General features: G+C 50.9%; 13 protein-coding genes. 9 read left to right on the top strand and 4 right to left on the bottom strand.

The genetic code is table 11. The features are described from left to right. The first annotated feature begins 62 nt into the window (after window positions 1–62). Together SE18_RS28355 and SE18_RS15510 are read left to right on the top strand one after the other, a co-directional pair. Window positions 63–287, top strand: a complete 225-nt coding sequence (locus tag SE18_RS28355) for an aminopeptidase (RefSeq protein ID WP_054535385.1) — start codon at window positions 63–65, stop codon at window positions 285–287. 27 nt (window positions 288–314) lie between these two features. Further along, entirely contained in the window at window positions 315–1163 is an 849-nt protein-coding gene (locus SE18_RS15510) for an aminopeptidase (protein ID WP_407928482.1), read from the top strand. A gap of 62 nt (window positions 1164–1225) precedes the next feature. Here the strand turns inward: SE18_RS15510 and SE18_RS15505 are convergent, their stop codons facing one another. Next, window positions 1226–3643: a glycoside hydrolase family 9 protein gene (locus tag SE18_RS15505; protein ID WP_054535383.1), complete on the bottom strand. Its 2418-nt coding sequence runs from the start codon at window positions 3641–3643 to the stop codon at window positions 1226–1228. 543 nt (window positions 3644–4186) lie between these two features. Further along, entirely contained in the window at window positions 4187–4435 is a 249-nt protein-coding gene (locus tag SE18_RS15500; protein WP_054535382.1) for a hypothetical protein, read from the bottom strand. 126 nt (window positions 4436–4561) lie between these two features. On the opposite strand from SE18_RS15500, the gene SE18_RS28255 reads away from it, so the two are divergent. From SE18_RS28255 to aroF, 5 genes are all read left to right on the top strand, one after another. Then, window positions 4562–5509, top strand: coding sequence for a lytic polysaccharide monooxygenase (locus tag SE18_RS28255; protein WP_054535381.1), 948 nt, complete (start codon window positions 4562–4564; stop codon window positions 5507–5509). Window positions 5510–5723: 214 nt separating this feature from the next. Beyond that, a complete protein-coding gene (locus SE18_RS15490; RefSeq protein WP_054535380.1) occupies window positions 5724–6698 on the top strand; it encodes an MBL fold metallo-hydrolase in 975 nt (324 codons plus the stop codon). 30 nt (window positions 6699–6728) lie between these two features. Then, a complete protein-coding gene (locus tag SE18_RS15485) occupies window positions 6729–7415 on the top strand; it encodes an LppX_LprAFG lipoprotein (RefSeq protein ID WP_054535379.1) in 687 nt (228 codons plus the stop codon). A 128-nt stretch (window positions 7416–7543) separates the two neighbouring features. Further along, complete coding sequence (locus SE18_RS15480) at window positions 7544–7990, top strand: hypothetical protein (protein WP_152976668.1); 447 nt, start codon at window positions 7544–7546, stop codon at window positions 7988–7990. A gap of 126 nt (window positions 7991–8116) precedes the next feature. Then, window positions 8117–9160, top strand: coding sequence for a 3-deoxy-7-phosphoheptulonate synthase (gene aroF / locus SE18_RS15475; protein ID WP_054535377.1), 1044 nt, complete (start codon window positions 8117–8119; stop codon window positions 9158–9160). A gap of 192 nt (window positions 9161–9352) precedes the next feature. Here aroF and SE18_RS15470 read toward each other — a convergent pair whose 3' ends face one another. Both SE18_RS15470 and SE18_RS15465 read right to left on the bottom strand, forming a co-directional pair. Next, a complete protein-coding gene (locus SE18_RS15470; protein WP_054535376.1) occupies window positions 9353–10078 on the bottom strand; it encodes an SDR family oxidoreductase in 726 nt (241 codons plus the stop codon). Window positions 10079–10149: 71 nt separating this feature from the next. Then, window positions 10150–10743 carry a Crp/Fnr family transcriptional regulator gene (locus tag SE18_RS15465; RefSeq protein ID WP_083469935.1) on the bottom strand — a complete coding sequence of 198 codons (594 nt, stop codon included), beginning with the start codon at window positions 10741–10743 and terminating at the stop codon, window positions 10150–10152. A 291-nt stretch (window positions 10744–11034) separates the two neighbouring features. Here SE18_RS15465 and mfd point away from each other — a divergent pair, with 291 nt between their 5' ends. Together mfd and SE18_RS15455 are read left to right on the top strand one after the other, a co-directional pair. Then, a complete protein-coding gene (gene mfd / locus SE18_RS15460) occupies window positions 11035–14658 on the top strand; it encodes a transcription-repair coupling factor (RefSeq protein WP_054535374.1) in 3624 nt (1207 codons plus the stop codon). A gap of 285 nt (window positions 14659–14943) precedes the next feature. Beyond that, the gene (locus SE18_RS15455; RefSeq protein ID WP_054535373.1) at window positions 14944–16797 is read left to right on the top strand and encodes a peptide ABC transporter substrate-binding protein; all 1854 of its coding nucleotides are present in this window, start codon (window positions 14944–14946) and stop codon (window positions 16795–16797) included. The last annotated feature ends 468 nt before the right edge of the window (window positions 16798–17265 follow it).

The following is a 17265-nucleotide window of genomic DNA, read 5'->3' as shown; positions in this document are numbered from 1 at the left end:
AATGTACGTTGACAAACCCACTATATTCAGTTGAATCTTGTTTTGTTGAATTGGAGGCGGGTGTGTTTGATCAGCGTTGGCAGCAGTTGGCTAAAATTATTGTGCAGCATTCCTTAGAGCTGCAACCAAACGATTTGCTGCGAATTCAAGGCGAGGCGATTGCCAAACCATTGTTATATGCGCTCTATCGCGAGGCTCTCCACGCAGGAGCCATGATTATTCCCAGAATTATCGACCCTGTATTTAGCGAAATTTTGTTTAAAGAGGGCAACGATGCTCAGCTGTAATTTAGCCCCAGCACGCTAACCCACGAAATCGAAACTATGAGCGCTTGGTGCGATATTTACAGCGAAATCAATACCAAACAATTCAACCACATTGATCAACAACGCCAACAATTGGTAAGCCAAGCTGCCAGTTCAGTCCAAGCCTTATTCAACAGCAAAGCGGCGCAAAACCACTTGCGCTGGTGCGATGTGCTCTATCCAACCCAAGCCTTTGCCCAAGATGCAGGCATGTCGCTGTGGGATTTTGAGGATTTAGTGGTTAAAGCCTGTCTGCTCGATCAACCTGATCCGGTCAAAGCATGGCAAGCAATCGATCACCAACAGCAAAAAATTAGCGATTTTCTCAACACATGTCGCACAATTCGCATGCACGGGCCAGGGGTCGATTTGAGCTATCGCTGCGACAATCGCATCTGGATTAATTGTGCTGGCAAGCGCAATTTGCCTGATGGCGAAGTTTTTACCGCGCCAATTGAAGATTCAGTCAATGGCCGATTAAGCATTAGCTACCCGAGCTTGCATCACGGTAATTTGGTGAGTGGCATTCAACTGGTGATCGAAGCTGGCAAAGTTACCCAAGCCAGCGCTGAACAAGGCCAAGATTTTCTGCACGCTATGTTGGAGCTTGATCCAGGCGCACGCTTCATTGGCGAAGTTGCCTTCGGCCTCAACCCAGGCATTACCCAGCCAACTGGCCAAACGATTTTTGATGAAAAGATGGCTGGCACAATGCACCTCGCGCTAGGCAACGCCTATCCTGAATGCGGCGGCACAAATCAATCAACCTTGCACTGGGATTTAGTCTGCGATTTGCGCCAAGCAGAAGTCTATGCTGATGCCGAATTATGTTATGTCAATGGCAAGTTTATCATTTAGTAGTTAAAAAATCCCCGCTCCTTGCTAAGCAAAGAGCGGGGTATGATGCGAGAGAAGGTTAGTTATGGCGCAAGGCTACAGGCAACGCCATTCAAGTTGAAGCTGCTTGGTTTGGCATTCGTGCCGCTAAAGCTAGCTTGCATACCAAAGCTCGCCGTGCCGCCAGTTGCTAAATAGCCGTTCCAGTTAACGTTGGTCACATTCACTGCTTGGCCAACTTGGCTCAAATTGCCATTCCACAAATTGCTAATTTGCTGATTACCAGCGAATGTCCAAGCTAAATTCCAGCCATTGATTGCCGCGCCATTGTTTTTAATCGTCACATCAGCAGTAAAACCAGTTGGCCACTGATTAGAAACGGTGTAGCTCACTTGGCAGCTGCCATTGGTTTGGGTTGGCACAACTGGCGTATTGCTCGGCACAGGCGTGGCGGTTGCTGGCCGTGGCGTAGCCGTTGGCACGATTGGCGTTGCCGTCGCTGTTGGGCCAATCGGGGTCGCAGTTGCCGGAATTGGCGTAGCCGTCGCTGGCCGTGGGGTAGCGGTTGCCGGAATTGGCGTGGCGGTTGGTGGCGTTAGCGCGCCAGCTTTTTCATCAAGATAGGCTGCAACCCAAGCTAGCGGCGCATTCCAGTTGATCGTAATTTCGTTGGTTGACCACGACTCAATATGATCAACAAAACATTTTTGGGCTTTACAGCCAGGCAAGCCAATGCTTTGAGCATATGGGTCTTGCAAGGCCGAGTTTGGGCCACCAGAAACAGCCCCAGCTGGCGGGCGTGGAAAGCTGCCATTAGCTTGAAACGCCCAGAAACGGTGATGCGGGTTTTGCAGTGGATTTTCGCCATAGCCCGTCACATACGATTTATCCATGGCGTTGCGCCCAAGCAAATAATCCATGCCTTGGCTCATTGCATTCAGATAGCTCGCATTGCCAGTGAAATCGTGGGCCAAGCCAAGAATAATCCCATTATTCAAGACAAACGAGTTGGAGCCCCACGGGTAGCCAGTGCTTGGCGCGCTCAACGGCGTGCCATAGCCTTGGGTCGATGTATTATTAGCAAACACCGTCGCAGCGCTGATGATTGCATTACGCACGCCAGCCAATTCGCTGCTGGTGAAATTGTTGGGTACAACTGCCAACGAAATCGTGCCTAGCGCTTCGGTTGTACCCCACGTCATGGCTGGTTCGCGGCTGCTATAGTCGCTCGGCACATCTTGATAGTAGCTTGAGCTTTGCAAATAGCTCTTGTACTCGGCTTTGCCAGTGGTGATGTAGAGTTCGCTGGCGGCCCAATAAAATTCGTCGCCAACTTGCGGATCGCCATACGAACCGCCGCCAGTGCCATCACTATCCAACGCAATTACGTTGGGGTTGGCGCGGGCAGCAGCCCAAGCAGTTTCGGCAGCGCTCAACAAACGCGCAGAATAGGCTGGATCAAGCGAGCGCCAAATCCGCGAGCCTTGGGCCGCCGTCGCTGCCAAATTCAAGGTTGCAGCAGTGCTTGGTGGCCGTAACACACGATCTTGCGAATCTTGATCAGGCCGCAGTGGAATGCCAGTCCAGTTGGCATCGTGCATTTTGTGGTGCACCATGCCAGCACGGGGCTGATCAGCAGGCACTTGCATACGCAGCATAAAATCCAATTCCCAGCGTGCTTCATCGAGCAAATCGGCGACGCCATTGCCATTTTCGGGAATATTCATGCGGCCATCGCCAAAATCTGCTGCCGACGAACCAAAATATTGGTTGCGTTCATATTGATTGAGCAATGTCCAGACGGAAATCCCGCCATTGACCACATACTTGCCATGGTCGCCAGCATCGTACCAGCCGCCAACCACATTCAGCGAATAACTACAGCCAGTGCCGCCAGCACATGGCACATTGGTATCGCCACGATTGGGAGCGATGCCAATATGGCCGGCAGGCCGCGTCAAATCATTGCGCCCAGCATAGGGCATGGTAATCGCAATCCCGCTGCGGTTATGGTAGAAATAGGCCAGCGCATCATATTTTAATTGGCGATAAACCGTTGAGCTAATATCAAATGGATGGCTAACATTGCCTGCGGCAGCCAAGGTAAAGCTGCTGCCAGTGCCAGTGTAGCCCGAAAAATCGATGATGTGGAGCGTATCGCCCGAGCTAGCATCATAGCCAAAAACCGTAGTATTACCCGAAAGCACCGTCGTGCCTGAGCTATTGCGCAATTGCCAAGCCACTGGCGAGTTGCTGCTATTGACAAGGCTAGCCCGCTTGAGTGCATTCGGCACATAGCCATGTTGATTAACCCGAATCAGCGAGGAAGCCGCTAGGGCAGCAGAGGGCAGATTTGCTGGGGTGGTATTGGAGGATTCGTGCTGAACAACGCCAAACACCGAGGAAATATTACCAAAAGCCACGCTAGCAGTCAGGGCAACTGTGCTACAAGCCGCTATCAGCGTGCGCGATCGTTTCCGCCGTTGGAAATGAAGCTTCATTTGGTTGATCCTTTTTTGGGCTATTGCAGCAGCACATAAACCTGCTGCAATAGTGCAACGTAAGCGATTAGAGCAGCCTCTGGAATCGGTCTCACTAAATCAAAGAGCTAAATTCTATTGTTAGCTGATTGATTATGCCTAATACTTGAGAGCGTTCCCAAATTTATTGAAGCAAAGATTAAATGATTTTTACAATTCTGTCAATCTTCTAGCGCTAAAATAGTTAATTCATGCTAGAGGCAAAAGAAGAACAAAGAACAAAGAGCATAGAACATATGCGGAAGGAAAAAATGTAGCAGGCAATGCCGAGGGATTATGGTTAGGGGCTTTGTGTTACAAGCAAATAATCAAAACAATCTGTGCCAATCTGTGGCCAAAAACGTAACCTTCGTGTTCTTGGTGAGCTTCGCGGTTTCAAGGCTTCGTGTCCTTTGTGCGCTTCGTGGATAAGCTTTTAACGCAGCGGCGCAGAGAACTGTGGGCTGTGGGAAGTTAATCAAAATAATCTGTGCCAATCTGTGGCCAAAAAACTTAACCTTCGTGTCATGCGGGCAATTCATGGCTAAAAATCTTCGCGGTTTCGTTTTTATTAATCGCTGATTGCTTAACATTCGTTTCGCCTCCCGTCCGTCCCTCCGCCGGAGGGAAACGCCGGGGGTTTTCATCCCCCAGCACCCCCAAATGTTTGTGTTGTGGATTATTGCGATTGATGCTAGTCCCCCAGTGTTCGTCTTCGCGTTCTTCGCGACCTTCGCGGTTTCCGGCTAATTCTTTTGATTTCTTAAAAATCATTGACTTTTAGTTCAATATCTTTATAATTTCACTGGAATTATAAAGATATACTAGGCAGTTGGATGAACGGGAGACCCATTGAAATGGAGCCATGCGGCTCCACATAGGTATAAGGGGGAAAATCCCATGGTACAACGTCGTATCCTTCGTTTCGCAGTTGGTTGTTGTTCGTTGGTAGTAGGGTTGGTTGGATTGAATCACGTCCATGCCCATGGTTCGTTGCAAACGCCAATGAGCCGCACCTACGCTTGTTTTCTTGAAGGGCCAGAAACGCCTGCTACCGCCGCATGTCGCGCGGCAATCGAGCGCGGTGGAACTCAAGCGCTCTACGATTGGAACGAGGTTAATATTGGCGATGCTGCTGGCCGCCATCGTAGCATTATTCCTGATGGCAAGTTGTGTAGCGCAGGCCGCGAAAAATATGCAGGCTTTGATCTACCCCGCGCCGATTGGCCAGCAACACCACTCAATTCGGGCAGTTCGCTCAGCTTTTTGTATAAAGCAACCGCACCGCATCGTGGCACATTTGATTTTTACCTCACACGCAATGGCTATGACCCCAACCAACCGCTAAAATGGTCGGATCTTGAGGCTAGTCCATTCGCATCGGTCACGAATCCAGCGTTGGTCAATGGCTCGTATGTAATCAATGCGACCTTGCCGAGCGGCAAAACTGGGCGGCATCTGATTTATGCAATTTGGCAGCGCTCGGATAGCCCCGAAGCGTTTTATAGCTGCTCGGATGTGAACTTTGGTGGCAGCAACCAAACCACTATGCCGACTGCTACGCCGCGTCCAACTAGCCAACCTAGCACCACGCCCCGCCCAACCAGCACCAACGTCCCGACGATAACCGCTGTGCCAACCAACACGCCAGTTGCAACCCCACGCCCAACCAACGTGCCAACCGCCACCCCTAACCCAAGCACCCCAGCATGGCAAGCCTACACCAGCTATGCTACTGGTGCAGGTGTGACCTACGCTGGCCACACCTATATTTGCCGCCAAGCCCATACCTCGTTGCCTGGCTGGGAGCCAGCTGCCGTGCCAGCATTATGGCAATTGATTAATTAAATCTAGCAACCAAAAGCTCTTGTGGTGTAGCTACACCGCAGGAGCTTTCTTTATTTAGGCATAATAATCGGCAGCAAGCTAACGCTCTATTGCACAGCCCAATCAATAGCTGCACTCAAACAAGCCTTGGTGAGCACGATCTAACATTCTGCTAACATATGCCAAGCCAAAAGTAACGGATAATACTCCTAGATTATCATATCGAGATAGCCGCATGTTTGAACCGATCACCGCTGATCTTTATCGCATCCCGATTCCCGTTCCCTTGCCACTCAAATATGTTAATTGCTATTTGTTGCGCGCCGATCATGGCTGGGTCGTGATCGACACGGGCATGCGCTATGGGCCAGCAGAGCAAACTTGGCTCGCAAGCTTTGAACGCTTGGGCATCGAGTGGTCACAGATTAAGCAAATTATCGTGACCCACTATCATCCTGATCATTATGGGATGGCAGGCTGGATGGCTGAACGCAGCGGAGCCAGCGTCTGGATGTCGCCAACCGAAATTCAGAGCGTGCAACGAGCGTGGTTTCAACCCTTGCCCGATGCAGCCGATCGCTTGGCCGATTTTTTCGAACTGCACGGCATGCCCAACGATCTCAATCGCCAGATTTGGCAACACACCATGGATGCCAGCCAATATGTTGATCCCAAGCCTGTCTTGCAGCCGCTGGATATGACTCAACCATTGCAGCTTGGTCAACGCTCGTGGCAATTGCTGCACGCACCTGGCCATGCAGACGGCCAATTATGTTTATATGATGCAGCAGATCAATTATTAATTGTGGCTGACCATGTGTTGGCTGATATTACGCCCAATATCAGCCTTTGGCCTGAAGCCAAACGCGACCCATTGGCCGATTATTTGGCCTCGCTTGAGCAGTTTGCGGCGCTCGATGTGCGTTTGGCCTTGGCTGGGCATCGCAAGCCAATCGTGGCCTTTCGTGAACGCTGCCACGAAATCGTCCAGCATCATGATCAGCGGCTCGATTTGATGCAGGACTATGCACGCACTGGCAAAACCGCCTTTGAAGTCTGCGAATTTGCCTTTGGTGTCAGCACGCTTTCGGCGCATCAGCTGCGTTTTGCGATCACCGAAACCTTGGCCCATTTGGTCTATCTCGAAGGCCAAGGCCGCTTGCGCCGCGAACAACGGGCTAGACAGATTATCTTTCTTGATCAACACTAACGCCGATTCGCAACGTTTTTTGGAGGGTGTATGCGCTGGTGGAAAAAACTAAGCTTATTGGTGCTGGCAATGGCGTTGGTGGCCTGTGGCAACGCCGATGTTGACGCAGCCAAAGTGGCAAGCGAAGGCGCAACCGCCTTTGAAAGTGTCAATAACTTTCACTTTAAACTGACGGTCAGCGACGGCGAAGCAGCACCATTGGGCGATATTATCATCATTGATGCAGATGGCGATAGCATTCGGCCCGATAAAATTCAGGCCAAGATCAAAGCCAAATTGGCTGGCGCGCCCATCGCCGTCAATATCAATGGCATCATCATTGGAGCCGACGCTTGGATTACGCCAAACCCATTTAATGCAACGACCTATGAAAAATTGGCTGATACTGGCGGGCTTGAAACCTTTTCGCCAGCCAAAGGCATTAGCGACGTGCTGCGCGGACTGAAAAACCCAAGTTTTGTCGAAGAGGCAGAGATCGACGGCGTGGCGACCTATCATATCAGCGGCGAGGTTGATGCCCAAAGCGTCTCGGCCCTGACTGGTGGCGTTGCCGAAGCTGGCACGATTAAACTCGACCTTTGGATTGGCAAAGACGACAAATTATTACGTCAACTCGTTGCGGTTGGCCGTTTGGTCAGCAGCGAAAAAGAAACCATCAAGCGCACCTTGGTCGTTTCCCAATTCAATCAATCGATTACGATCACTCCACCACAATAGCATAGCTTTTCGTAGGCTGGTTCGTTATGTCGAACCACGATGCTATGACTAGAGCAACCATGCAATCGCGAGGTATCCAAAACATGCTTGATCAACCATTAAACGATATATTTACAGGGTGGGCTGCGATGACTGAACATAATAGCGATCGAGTGGCTGATCGTTTTGGCATGCCACGCGCTGAACTCGACGAATTAGTCCATAGCTCGGTAGCACAACTGGCGCAAAGCCACTACTACCATTATTTGGCGCGGCCCAAGCCACAGTTTGATGATGAGCTTGACGAGAACACCGCTGCGCCAAGCAAGCCCCGTCATGTTGTGCTATTTCGCACGCCAGACGACGCACTTTCGTTTGCCCAACGCATTCGCATCGGCGAAACGCCACGGGTACGCTCGATTAGCCGCGAAAATATGATTTGGCAGATGCTCAACGATGAAGCCATTGTGCGCGTGATTTTCTTTGAGCAACCACTCGAAGAATTGCCAACGGGCCTGAATTTGCAAACCTTGGCCGATTTGCCAGGCGCAATCGCCATCGAACGCAACGATGTATTAACATCGCGCCAAATTTGACCCTTCCCTATCTGGGTGTTAGAATCCAACTAGGCGGAATATTAAACTAGTAACGATTTCTACTAAGAGCTACGAGTGTATCGTAGCTCTTATCGTATGCCATGCGTTACCCCAATGCGAGGTTGTATGTTAGTCGTCATGGATGCACACGCTACACCTGAGGATATTCAAGCTGTTTGTACGGTGATTGAGGATATGGGTTTGCAGGCTAACACCATGCCCGGCCCAACCCGCACCGCGATCGGAATTACAGGCAATCAAGGGGCGATTGCCGAAGCTGCCCGACTCAAATTGATGCCCGGCGTGCGCGATGTGATTCGCGTCACCGCGCCCTATAAATTGGTCAGCCGCGAGTATCGCGAAGCAGACACGATTATCGAAATTAATGGCGTGCAAATTGGTGGCCCTTCGTTGGTCGTTATGGCTGGGCCATGTTCGATCGAAGGCCGCGAGCAATTGCTGAGCACTGCCGAAGCAGTCAAAGCTGCTGGCGCAACCATTTTGCGCGGTGGCGCATTCAAGCCACGCACCTCGCCCTATAGCTTCCAAGGCATGGGCGAAGATGGGCTGAAACTCTTGGCCGAAGCCCGCGAACTGACCGGTATGCCAGTCATCACCGAAGTGATGGATACTGAGCAAGTTGATTTGGTGGCCGAATACGCCGATATTTTGCAGCTTGGCGCTCGCAATATGCAAAATTTCGCTTTGCTCAAGCGGGTTGGCCGCACGCGCCGCCCAGTTATGCTCAAGCGAGGGCTTTCGTCAACCGTCAAAGATTGGCTGCTGTCCGCAGAATATATTATGGCCGAGGGCAATCAGGCGGTCATTTTGTGCGAACGCGGCATCCGCACCTTCGACGACCACTCACGCGGCACCTTCGATCTGAGTGTGGTTCCAGTGTTGCGCGAATTGACCCACTTGCCAATTATTGTTGATCCCAGCCACGCCACAGGCCGCTGGCAGAGCATTTTGCCAATGTCACGGGCTGGCATCGCCTCAGGCGCTGATGGCTTGATGATCGAAGTCCATCCTAACCCAGCAGAAGCTTGGTCGGATGGTGAGCAATCGCTTTTGCCAGAACGCTTTGTTGAATTGATGGAGCAAGTCGAACGCATCGCCGATGCTATGGATCGCCCAATTCAAGGCCGCACAAAAGCAGCAGCTATTTAACGTGCTATTCAACGGCTATGGGCGGGAATAGCAAGGGCCACAACTAGCTACAAACCCATTTTTAGGGGGTGCAGGGGGCTTTAATCCCCCTGCGTTTCCCGCCTTGCGGCGGGACGGAAGGGTGATGATCACGCATGTTGCTGTCTAACTCGATTAATTTCTACCCTCGAAATAGGAGCGTGAGGGCATCGCCTAGCGCCCATAGCGCATTAATCGATCGGCCACGCGGGGCAAAAAGCGCTGAAGTTGGATTAAAAGTTTAACTTGGCCAATCGCCAACTGATATCTATCACGGCTAAACCCTCGCCAAAACTCCTCAACCAAGGCCTCTGGGCTGATTTTGCCCTTGCCGCGCCCCGCCGTCATCGCCGTATCAACCAGCGGCGGAATAATTTCAAACACCCGCACCTGAGTTTGTTCTAGTTGCCAGCGCAGCGCCTTGGTAAAAATATGGATTCCAGCTTTGGTAGCACAATAAATTGGCGCTTGCTGCTTGGGAACCAAGGCCAAGCCAGATGACACATTGATGATCGCCGCTTCGGGCTGCTGCTGAAGTTTGGGCAAAAACCGCTGAATCAAATCGATCGGCGCAGTTAAATTAATGGCAATTTCCTGATCACGATCAACCTGGGCAGATTGCTGCTCAACTAAATCGCCATGATATTGCACGCCTGCATTGTTGATCAGGATCGATAACGCAGGAACCTGATCAGCCAAATGCTGACGCTCGCTTGCTTGCGCCAAATCGGCCTGAATTGTGCTGATCGTTGGCTGCAAAGCCTTAAGTTCGGCCAATTTTTGCGCATCGCGGCCAACAACAATAACCTGATTGCCTGCTTGAGCAAAACGCAACGCCAACGCCCGCCCAATCCCTGCCGCGCCGCCAGTAATCAACACTATGTGGCCTGTGGTGTGCATCGAAACTACCTCGCTAGCTAAATTCCTGCGAATACTCTAGCGGGTTCAAAGTTGCAATGCATTATCATAGGTTAATCAGCCCGTAATTGGCGCCGAATGCGGCTTAAACTGACTGGCGTAATGCCCAAATACGAGGCAATATGATATTGCTTAATAACGCCAGCCACCGCCGAGAAATCAACCAAAAAGCGTTGATAGCGAGTTGTCGCATCATCGAGCAATAGGCTGCTTTCACGTTGTTCTTTTTTGATAAATAAGCTTTCGGCCACCCGCCGCAAGAGGTGATCCCAACATGGATGTTGGTTGACCAAGCCAGCAAAATCTGCATACTTGGCAACTAAATAATGGCTTGGCAAGAGGGTTTCGATCGTAAATTGGCATGGCTCATTCAGCAACAACGCTCGATAGCCACCGATCAAATCGCCAGCCAGGCAAAACGATTTCGTCCATTCTAGGCCATCGGCGGTTAAATAGTAGAAACGCAGCAAGCCATCGACCAAAAATCCAACTTGGTCGGTCGCCTCACCAGCATGCAACCAAACCTGCTCTGCATCCAAAAAACGCGGCTTGAACAAGCGCAAACAGGCCTGCATCTGCGCAGGTGGAATCGGCGCAAGCTGCTGAAACGTGCGGGCCATTAATGCATAGCCATCAATTGGCATCATTCAACTCCTAGCGATTTTTTAACCACGAAGAACACGAAGAACAGAGAGCATAGAACATAGAACATACAAATTTAATCATATGCTCAACTATTTAGCCACCAATTACCCTAATGCTGGCTATTGGCTTTGGGCTTTTGACTTTACCCCTATGTTCTATGCTCTCTGTTCTCTGTTCTTTTTGACTTCTGATTTTTGACTTCTGCCTTCATCCCTCATCCTTCATCCTTTGCTTCTGCCTTTTGACTAGGGTACAATAGCAATATTTGAATTGTTTAAGCGGTGGCGTACACAATGACAGATCATGCAGATAGCGTATTAGCAGATATTCAGGTGCTTCTGGCAAATGAGCCACAGCTTAAAGCGGCTCTGGCAGCAGCCAAACCCAATACAACCCTCACTATCACGCCTGTGCCAAGCGCAGCACGGCGGGTTGTAGCGGCCATTGCCACGCTTCAGGCGCGCAGTAGCCTCTTAATTGCCGCCACACCCGATGCAGCAGTGCGCATGCACGCCGACCTCACCGCATGGCTCGGTGAAAATGTGCTGCTTTTCCCGCCAACCGATACCTTGCCCTATGAGCATATGTCGGCAGATATTGGGATTGTGGCTCAACGCTTGGCGGTGCTAGGCCGTTTGCATGCAGGCGAAAGCGTCTGTGTGGTAGCCTCGGTCAAGGCATTAATGCAACCAACAATGACTCCCGAGGAGTTTGGTTTTGCCACCCGCCTATTGCGCCAAGGCGACCAGCATGATCCACGAAAATTATTGGCCCACTGGGTCAGTTTGGGCTATCGCGTTGGCCCAACCGCCGAACAGCCAGGCGACCTCAGCCAGCGTGGCGGGATTATCGATATTTTTCCGCCAACCAGCGAGCGTCCAATTCGGCTTGAATTTTGGGATGATCAGCTTGAAAGTTTGCGGATTTACGACCCAATTTCGCAACGCTCCGACAAGCGAGTGCGCCAAATTCAAATCAGCCCAGCCCACGAAATTCCGTTTTGGCGCCGTAACGAGGCGGTCAAACGCATCGATCAATTGCAAATTGCTAGTTTGCGCCGCGAAGTCCAACATGAATGGGCCACCGCCCGCGAACATCTCGAAACAGGCCAACGCTTTGAAGGTCGGGCATTTTATGCGCCGTTCTTTCGCACACCGCACGAAGCGGTTGAAGCTGGTTTATGGCAACATTTGCCAAGCTCAGCAGTGGTGCTGCTCTCGGAAGAGCATGAATTGAACGCCCAAGGCATCGAACTGCAAAGCCATGCCGACCAGGTACGCGCGACCCAAGTTGAAAATAACGAATTACCAGCAGATTTTCCCTTTCCATTAATTGCTTGGACGTTTATTCGCAAAGCAATTCAACGTTGGAGCTGCCTCAATCTAAGCAATCAGCCAATCGCCGATGATCAAAGCGATGCCTTTATACGCGAAATTAATACCTTCAGCCAAGCGCCATCGTATGGCGGCCAAACTGATCGCTTGTTTGAAGATTTGCGCGAACGCTTGGTTGGTGGCGAACGGGTCGTGCTAGTTTCGCCCCAAGCTAGCCGCTTGCGCGAATTGGCCAGCGAGCATAATTTAGCGCTCATCGGCGAAGAAGATGGCCCCGATGTTGATGACCCAGCTTTCCAAAGTGGTACGATTATTATTCGCCATGGCAACCTATCTGGTGGCTTTAGCAGCGATCCCTTACGCCTGACCTTGCTCAGCGATAGCGAGATATTTGGCTGGCAACCACGGCGGGCAATTTCAACGCGCGCCCGCAAACAGCGCAGCGAAAGCGATCGCACGGCGTTTTTGCAATCGCTCAAAGTTGGCGATTATGTGGTGCATATCGAGCATGGCATCGCCCAATACGAAGGCTTATCACGGATTGAGGCCAGCGGTGCTGAACGTGAGTTTTTGGTCTTGCGCTACGCTTCTGGCGATAAATTGTATGTGCCTGTCGATCAAGTTGATCGAGTTTCGCGCTACATTGGTGCTGGCGAAGGCAAACCAACCCTCACGCGCTTGGGCACGTCGGATTGGGAGCGAGCCAAGCGCAAAGTGCGTGCTGATGTCGAAGAGCTTGCTACCGAATTGCTTGATCTCTACGCTGCACGCCAGTTGGTTGAGGGATTTGCCTACAGCAGCGACACCTCGTGGCAACGCGAACTGGAAGATAGTTTTCCCTACACCGAAACCGACGATCAATTGCGGGCGATCGAAGATGTCAAGAGCGATATGGAGAACACCCGCCCAATGGATCGGCTGATCTGTGGCGATGTGGGCTTTGGCAAAACCGAAGTTGCCCTCCGCGCCGCCTTCAAAGCGGTGCAAGATGGCCGCCAAGTTGCCGTACTGGTGCCAACCACGGTGCTGGCGCAACAACATTTTGAAACCTTCTCGCGGCGCATGCAGATGTTTCCTGTGCGCATCGAAATGCTTTCGCGCTTTCGCTCGCCAACCCAGCAAAAAGCAATTATCGAACGCATCGCCAAGGGCGAAGTCGATATTGTGGTTGGTACACACCGGATTTTATCCAACGATTTGCATTTTAAGCAGCTTGGCTTAGTCATTATCGACGAAGAACAGCGCTTTGGGGTCAAGCATAAGGAACAGCTGAAACGCCTACGTCATGAAATTGATGTGCTGACGCTGACCGCTACGCCAATTCCGCGCACGATGCACATGGCCTTGTCGGGTATTCGTGATCTCAGCGTCATCGACACGCCACCAGATGATCGTATGCCGATCAAAACCTATGTGCAGCCCTACAACGAAATGTTGGTGCGCGATGCGATTCTGCGCGAGTTGGGGCGCAATGGCCAAGCCTACTTTGTGCATAATCGGGTTCAATCAATTTACACTGTTGCCAATCGCATTCAAAAATTAGTGCCCGAAGCCCGCATCGGCGTTGGCCATGGCCAGATGCCCGAAAAAGCGCTGGAAAAAGTTATCCTGCAATTTTTCGAAGGCATGTTTGATGTTTTTGTGTGTACCACAATTATCGAAAGTGGCATCGACGTGCCAAGCGCCAATACGATGATTATTGACGATGCGACGACCTATGGCTTGGCCCAATTGTATCAACTACGCGGGCGGGTTGGCCGCTCAACTCAGCGTGGCTACGCCTATATGTTCTACAATCCAACCAAATCTATGAATGAAGAAGCGCAAAAGCGGCTTGAGGCAATTCAAGAGGCAACCGAGTTGGGCGCTGGATTCCGGATCGCCATGCGCGATCTTGAAATCCGTGGCACTGGTAACTTGTTAGGCGCAGAGCAATCGGGCAATATCACCACAATTGGCTTTGATCTCTACTCGCGCTTGCTCTCGCAGGCAGTCGAGCGGGTGCGCGAGGAGCGCAAACGCGGCCAAACCCAAAAGTCAGGCGAGCAAAAAGCCCAACGGGCGCGTGCCGTCGAAGCGCTCCGGCGGGCGGCGGTGGTTTCAGCACGTAGTGGTTTTAGCAGCGATGCTGAAGATCCAGTATTGCCCGATGCAATGGTCAGCATCGACCTGCCGATTAATGCCTATCTGCCGCAAAATTATGTCGACGATGAGCCGCTGCGTTTGCGCGTTTACCAACATATTGCCGAGGCCCGCTCGACCCGCGACATTCGCATGCTACGCCAAGAGCTAGAAGATCGCTTTGGGCCAGTGCCTGAGCCAGCAGCACGCCTGCTTGATTTATTGACGCTCAAAGTTTTGGCCTTGCAAGCGGGCGTGGTTTCGATTATCTCCGATGATAACGAAATTACCGTGCGCCTGCCCAAGAGCGTTTATCTCGATCGCGAGCAACTTCAGCGCGAATCGCCGCGTGGCGTGGTGATTGGCCCACAATTGGCCCGGCTTGATCGGCGGGTGCTGCGCGATAATTGGGAAGTCGTTTTGCGCCAGTTGCTCGAGGCTTTAAATAAAATCAGCAGCTGATATGCTGAATTAAGCATAAATATTAATGAAATTTTGAGCTTTTTAGCCTATAAATATCACAGAAACCGCATATTTGCATAAAACTATGAAACCTGCTATAGTTTTAGGGAATGCAACATCTTGAGCTTGCACAACCAATGTGCATTCATGGTCAGGTAGCAATACCTGCTCAACAAAACAGGCCACAGCGAAAAAAAGCGAGGCATGCGTTCCGGGAAGACGCACGCGCAGCTTTTTTCGTTTTTAGCCTGCTCGTTTTTGGATACAGGAAAGAGGATTCCAGTCATGTTCGAACGAAGCAAACGCTTAGCCGCCATCGTGCTTACTGGCGCGATTTTGGCAGCCTGCGGAAGCGGCACCAGCACCACGCAACCTACAACTGGCAGCACAAACCCAACGGCGGTGGTCGAGCCAGGTACTGATACTGGGGCGCAACCAAGCAGCGATGGCACGGTGATTATTGGCATGAGCCAATCGCCAGATACGCTGTTTGGGATGGAATCGCAATCAAGCGCCACCACCCAAGTTTTGAACTCGGTGCAACCAGTTTGTATTACAACCTTAAGCTACGATTATCAGCCAGTCTGTTTTAGCGAATTACCAACCTTCGAAAATGGTGGCGCCGTTGAAGAAACCGTCACCATCGACGAAAGCTACACTGGCCCATTCGTGCTCAATAATGAAATCGTAACTGATACCAGCATTTTGACCGGGCCAATCGAATTGCCCCAAGTCAAAGTAACTTGGAAGTTGGTTGATGGCATTGCGTGGGAAGATGGCACGCCAGTAACTGCCGACGACTTCTTGTTTGCAGCTGAGTTGTATGCCAACCCAGGCACCAAGGTCGCCAGCCGCTTTACCATCGAGCACACCGCCAAATACGAAAAGGTCGATGATCAAACCTTCTCGTGGTATGGCTTGCCTGGCTATCAAGATTCAACTTATTTCTTGAATTATGCAGGCGGCGCGCTTGGCCCTGAGCCAAAGCACGTGCTTGGCAATGTTGATGCAGCAACCATTGGTGGCAGCGAGTATGCGAGCAAACCATTGGCCTATGGCGCCTACAAAATCGATGAATACGTGCCACAAGAGCGGGTTGTGCTGAGCACGAACCCAAATTATTGGGGCGCAAAACAAGGCTTGCCCAAGATTACCAATGTGATTTATAAATTCGTCACCAACGAAGATCAAATTTTGCAACAATTGCAATCAGGCGAAATCGATGTGGTCGGCCAAATTGGCTTATCCTTAGCTCAAGCGCCATCACTTGATGAATTGCAAACTGGCAACGAATTTGATATTCAATATGTGCCAGCCACGGTCTGGGAACATATCGACTTTGCAGTTGAGCGTGGCGATGGGATTGCAACGCCGTTTGCTGACCCCAAAGTGCGCCAAGCAGCTGCCTATGCTATCAATCGCCAAGAAATTATCGACCAGATTTTGTTTGGCAAAACTGTGGCCATGAACAGCTTCATGCCCGAAGATCACTGGGCTTACCCCAGCGATGCAAGCGCCATCAACAACTACGATTTTAATCCAAGCAAGGCGATTGAATTGCTAAAAGAAGCAGGCTGGGTTGCTGGCGATGATGGTATTTTGGTCAAAGATGGCCAACCATTCAAAGTCGAATTCTTCACCACCGAAGGCAACGATACCCGCCAAGCAGTCGCTCAATTGGTGCAAGAATACTTGCGCGATGTTGGGATCGATGCTGAATTGCAGTTTGTACCTGGCACCGATTCATTGTTCAAAAATGGTTCGGAAGGTATCTTAGCTGGTCGGCGCTACGATTTGGCCTTGTATGCATGGGTCAGCGGCCCTGAGCCATCAACCCCATTGTATTTGTGCAGCCAAGTGCCAACCGCCGAAAACGGCTACGCTGGCCAAAACAACACTGGCTACTGTAACCCAGATTACGATAAAGTGGCGCTCGAAAGCCAAAGCATCGTCGAACGGGCAAACCGCTTGCCATTGCTCAGCCAAGCCCAACAAATTTTCAACCGCGATTTACCAACCTTGCCGTTGTATCAACGGATCAATGTTGGGGCTGCCCGCAAAACCATCAGCGGCTTCAAACTCGACCCAACCAGCCAACAAGATTTCTACAACATCGAAACTTGGGAATTGGCGCAATAACGTTTTGATCCGCTAACCACGAAGAGCACGAAGGATCATCTTTCGTGCTCTTTACGATTAACGATCCACGAAGCGCACGAAGGATTGGAACCACGAAGAACACGAAGAGCGCGAAGGTTAAGGTTTTTTGCCACAGATTCGTATGATTATTCTTCGCTGCCGATCCCTGATCCCTGACCCCCATGCTGATTTTAGCCACGAATTGCACGAATTGCACGAATGAATGATGATTTTTTCGCCACCGATTCCACAGATTTGTTTGATTAGCTTCCCCATAGCTAATAGCCAATAGCCAGCTCTTCTCTGCGCCTCTGCGTTAAAACGTTGCTCCTTTTTTGCCTTCTGACTTTTGCCTTTGGCCTTTCATCCCTCATCCTTCTGATTTCTGACTTTTGATTTTTGCCCTGTTAACAATTGCTCATCAAATGCTTACACCAGGTTTGCAGATTTGTTAATCAATTCAGGGTA

Origin of the sequence: Herpetosiphon geysericola, from assembly GCF_001306135.1 — a bacterium.
GTDB lineage: Bacteria > Chloroflexota > Chloroflexia > Chloroflexales > Herpetosiphonaceae > Herpetosiphon > Herpetosiphon geysericola.
The sequence above is the reverse complement of the archived record's forward strand: the minus strand, read 5'-3'. Positions and strand labels throughout refer to the sequence as shown.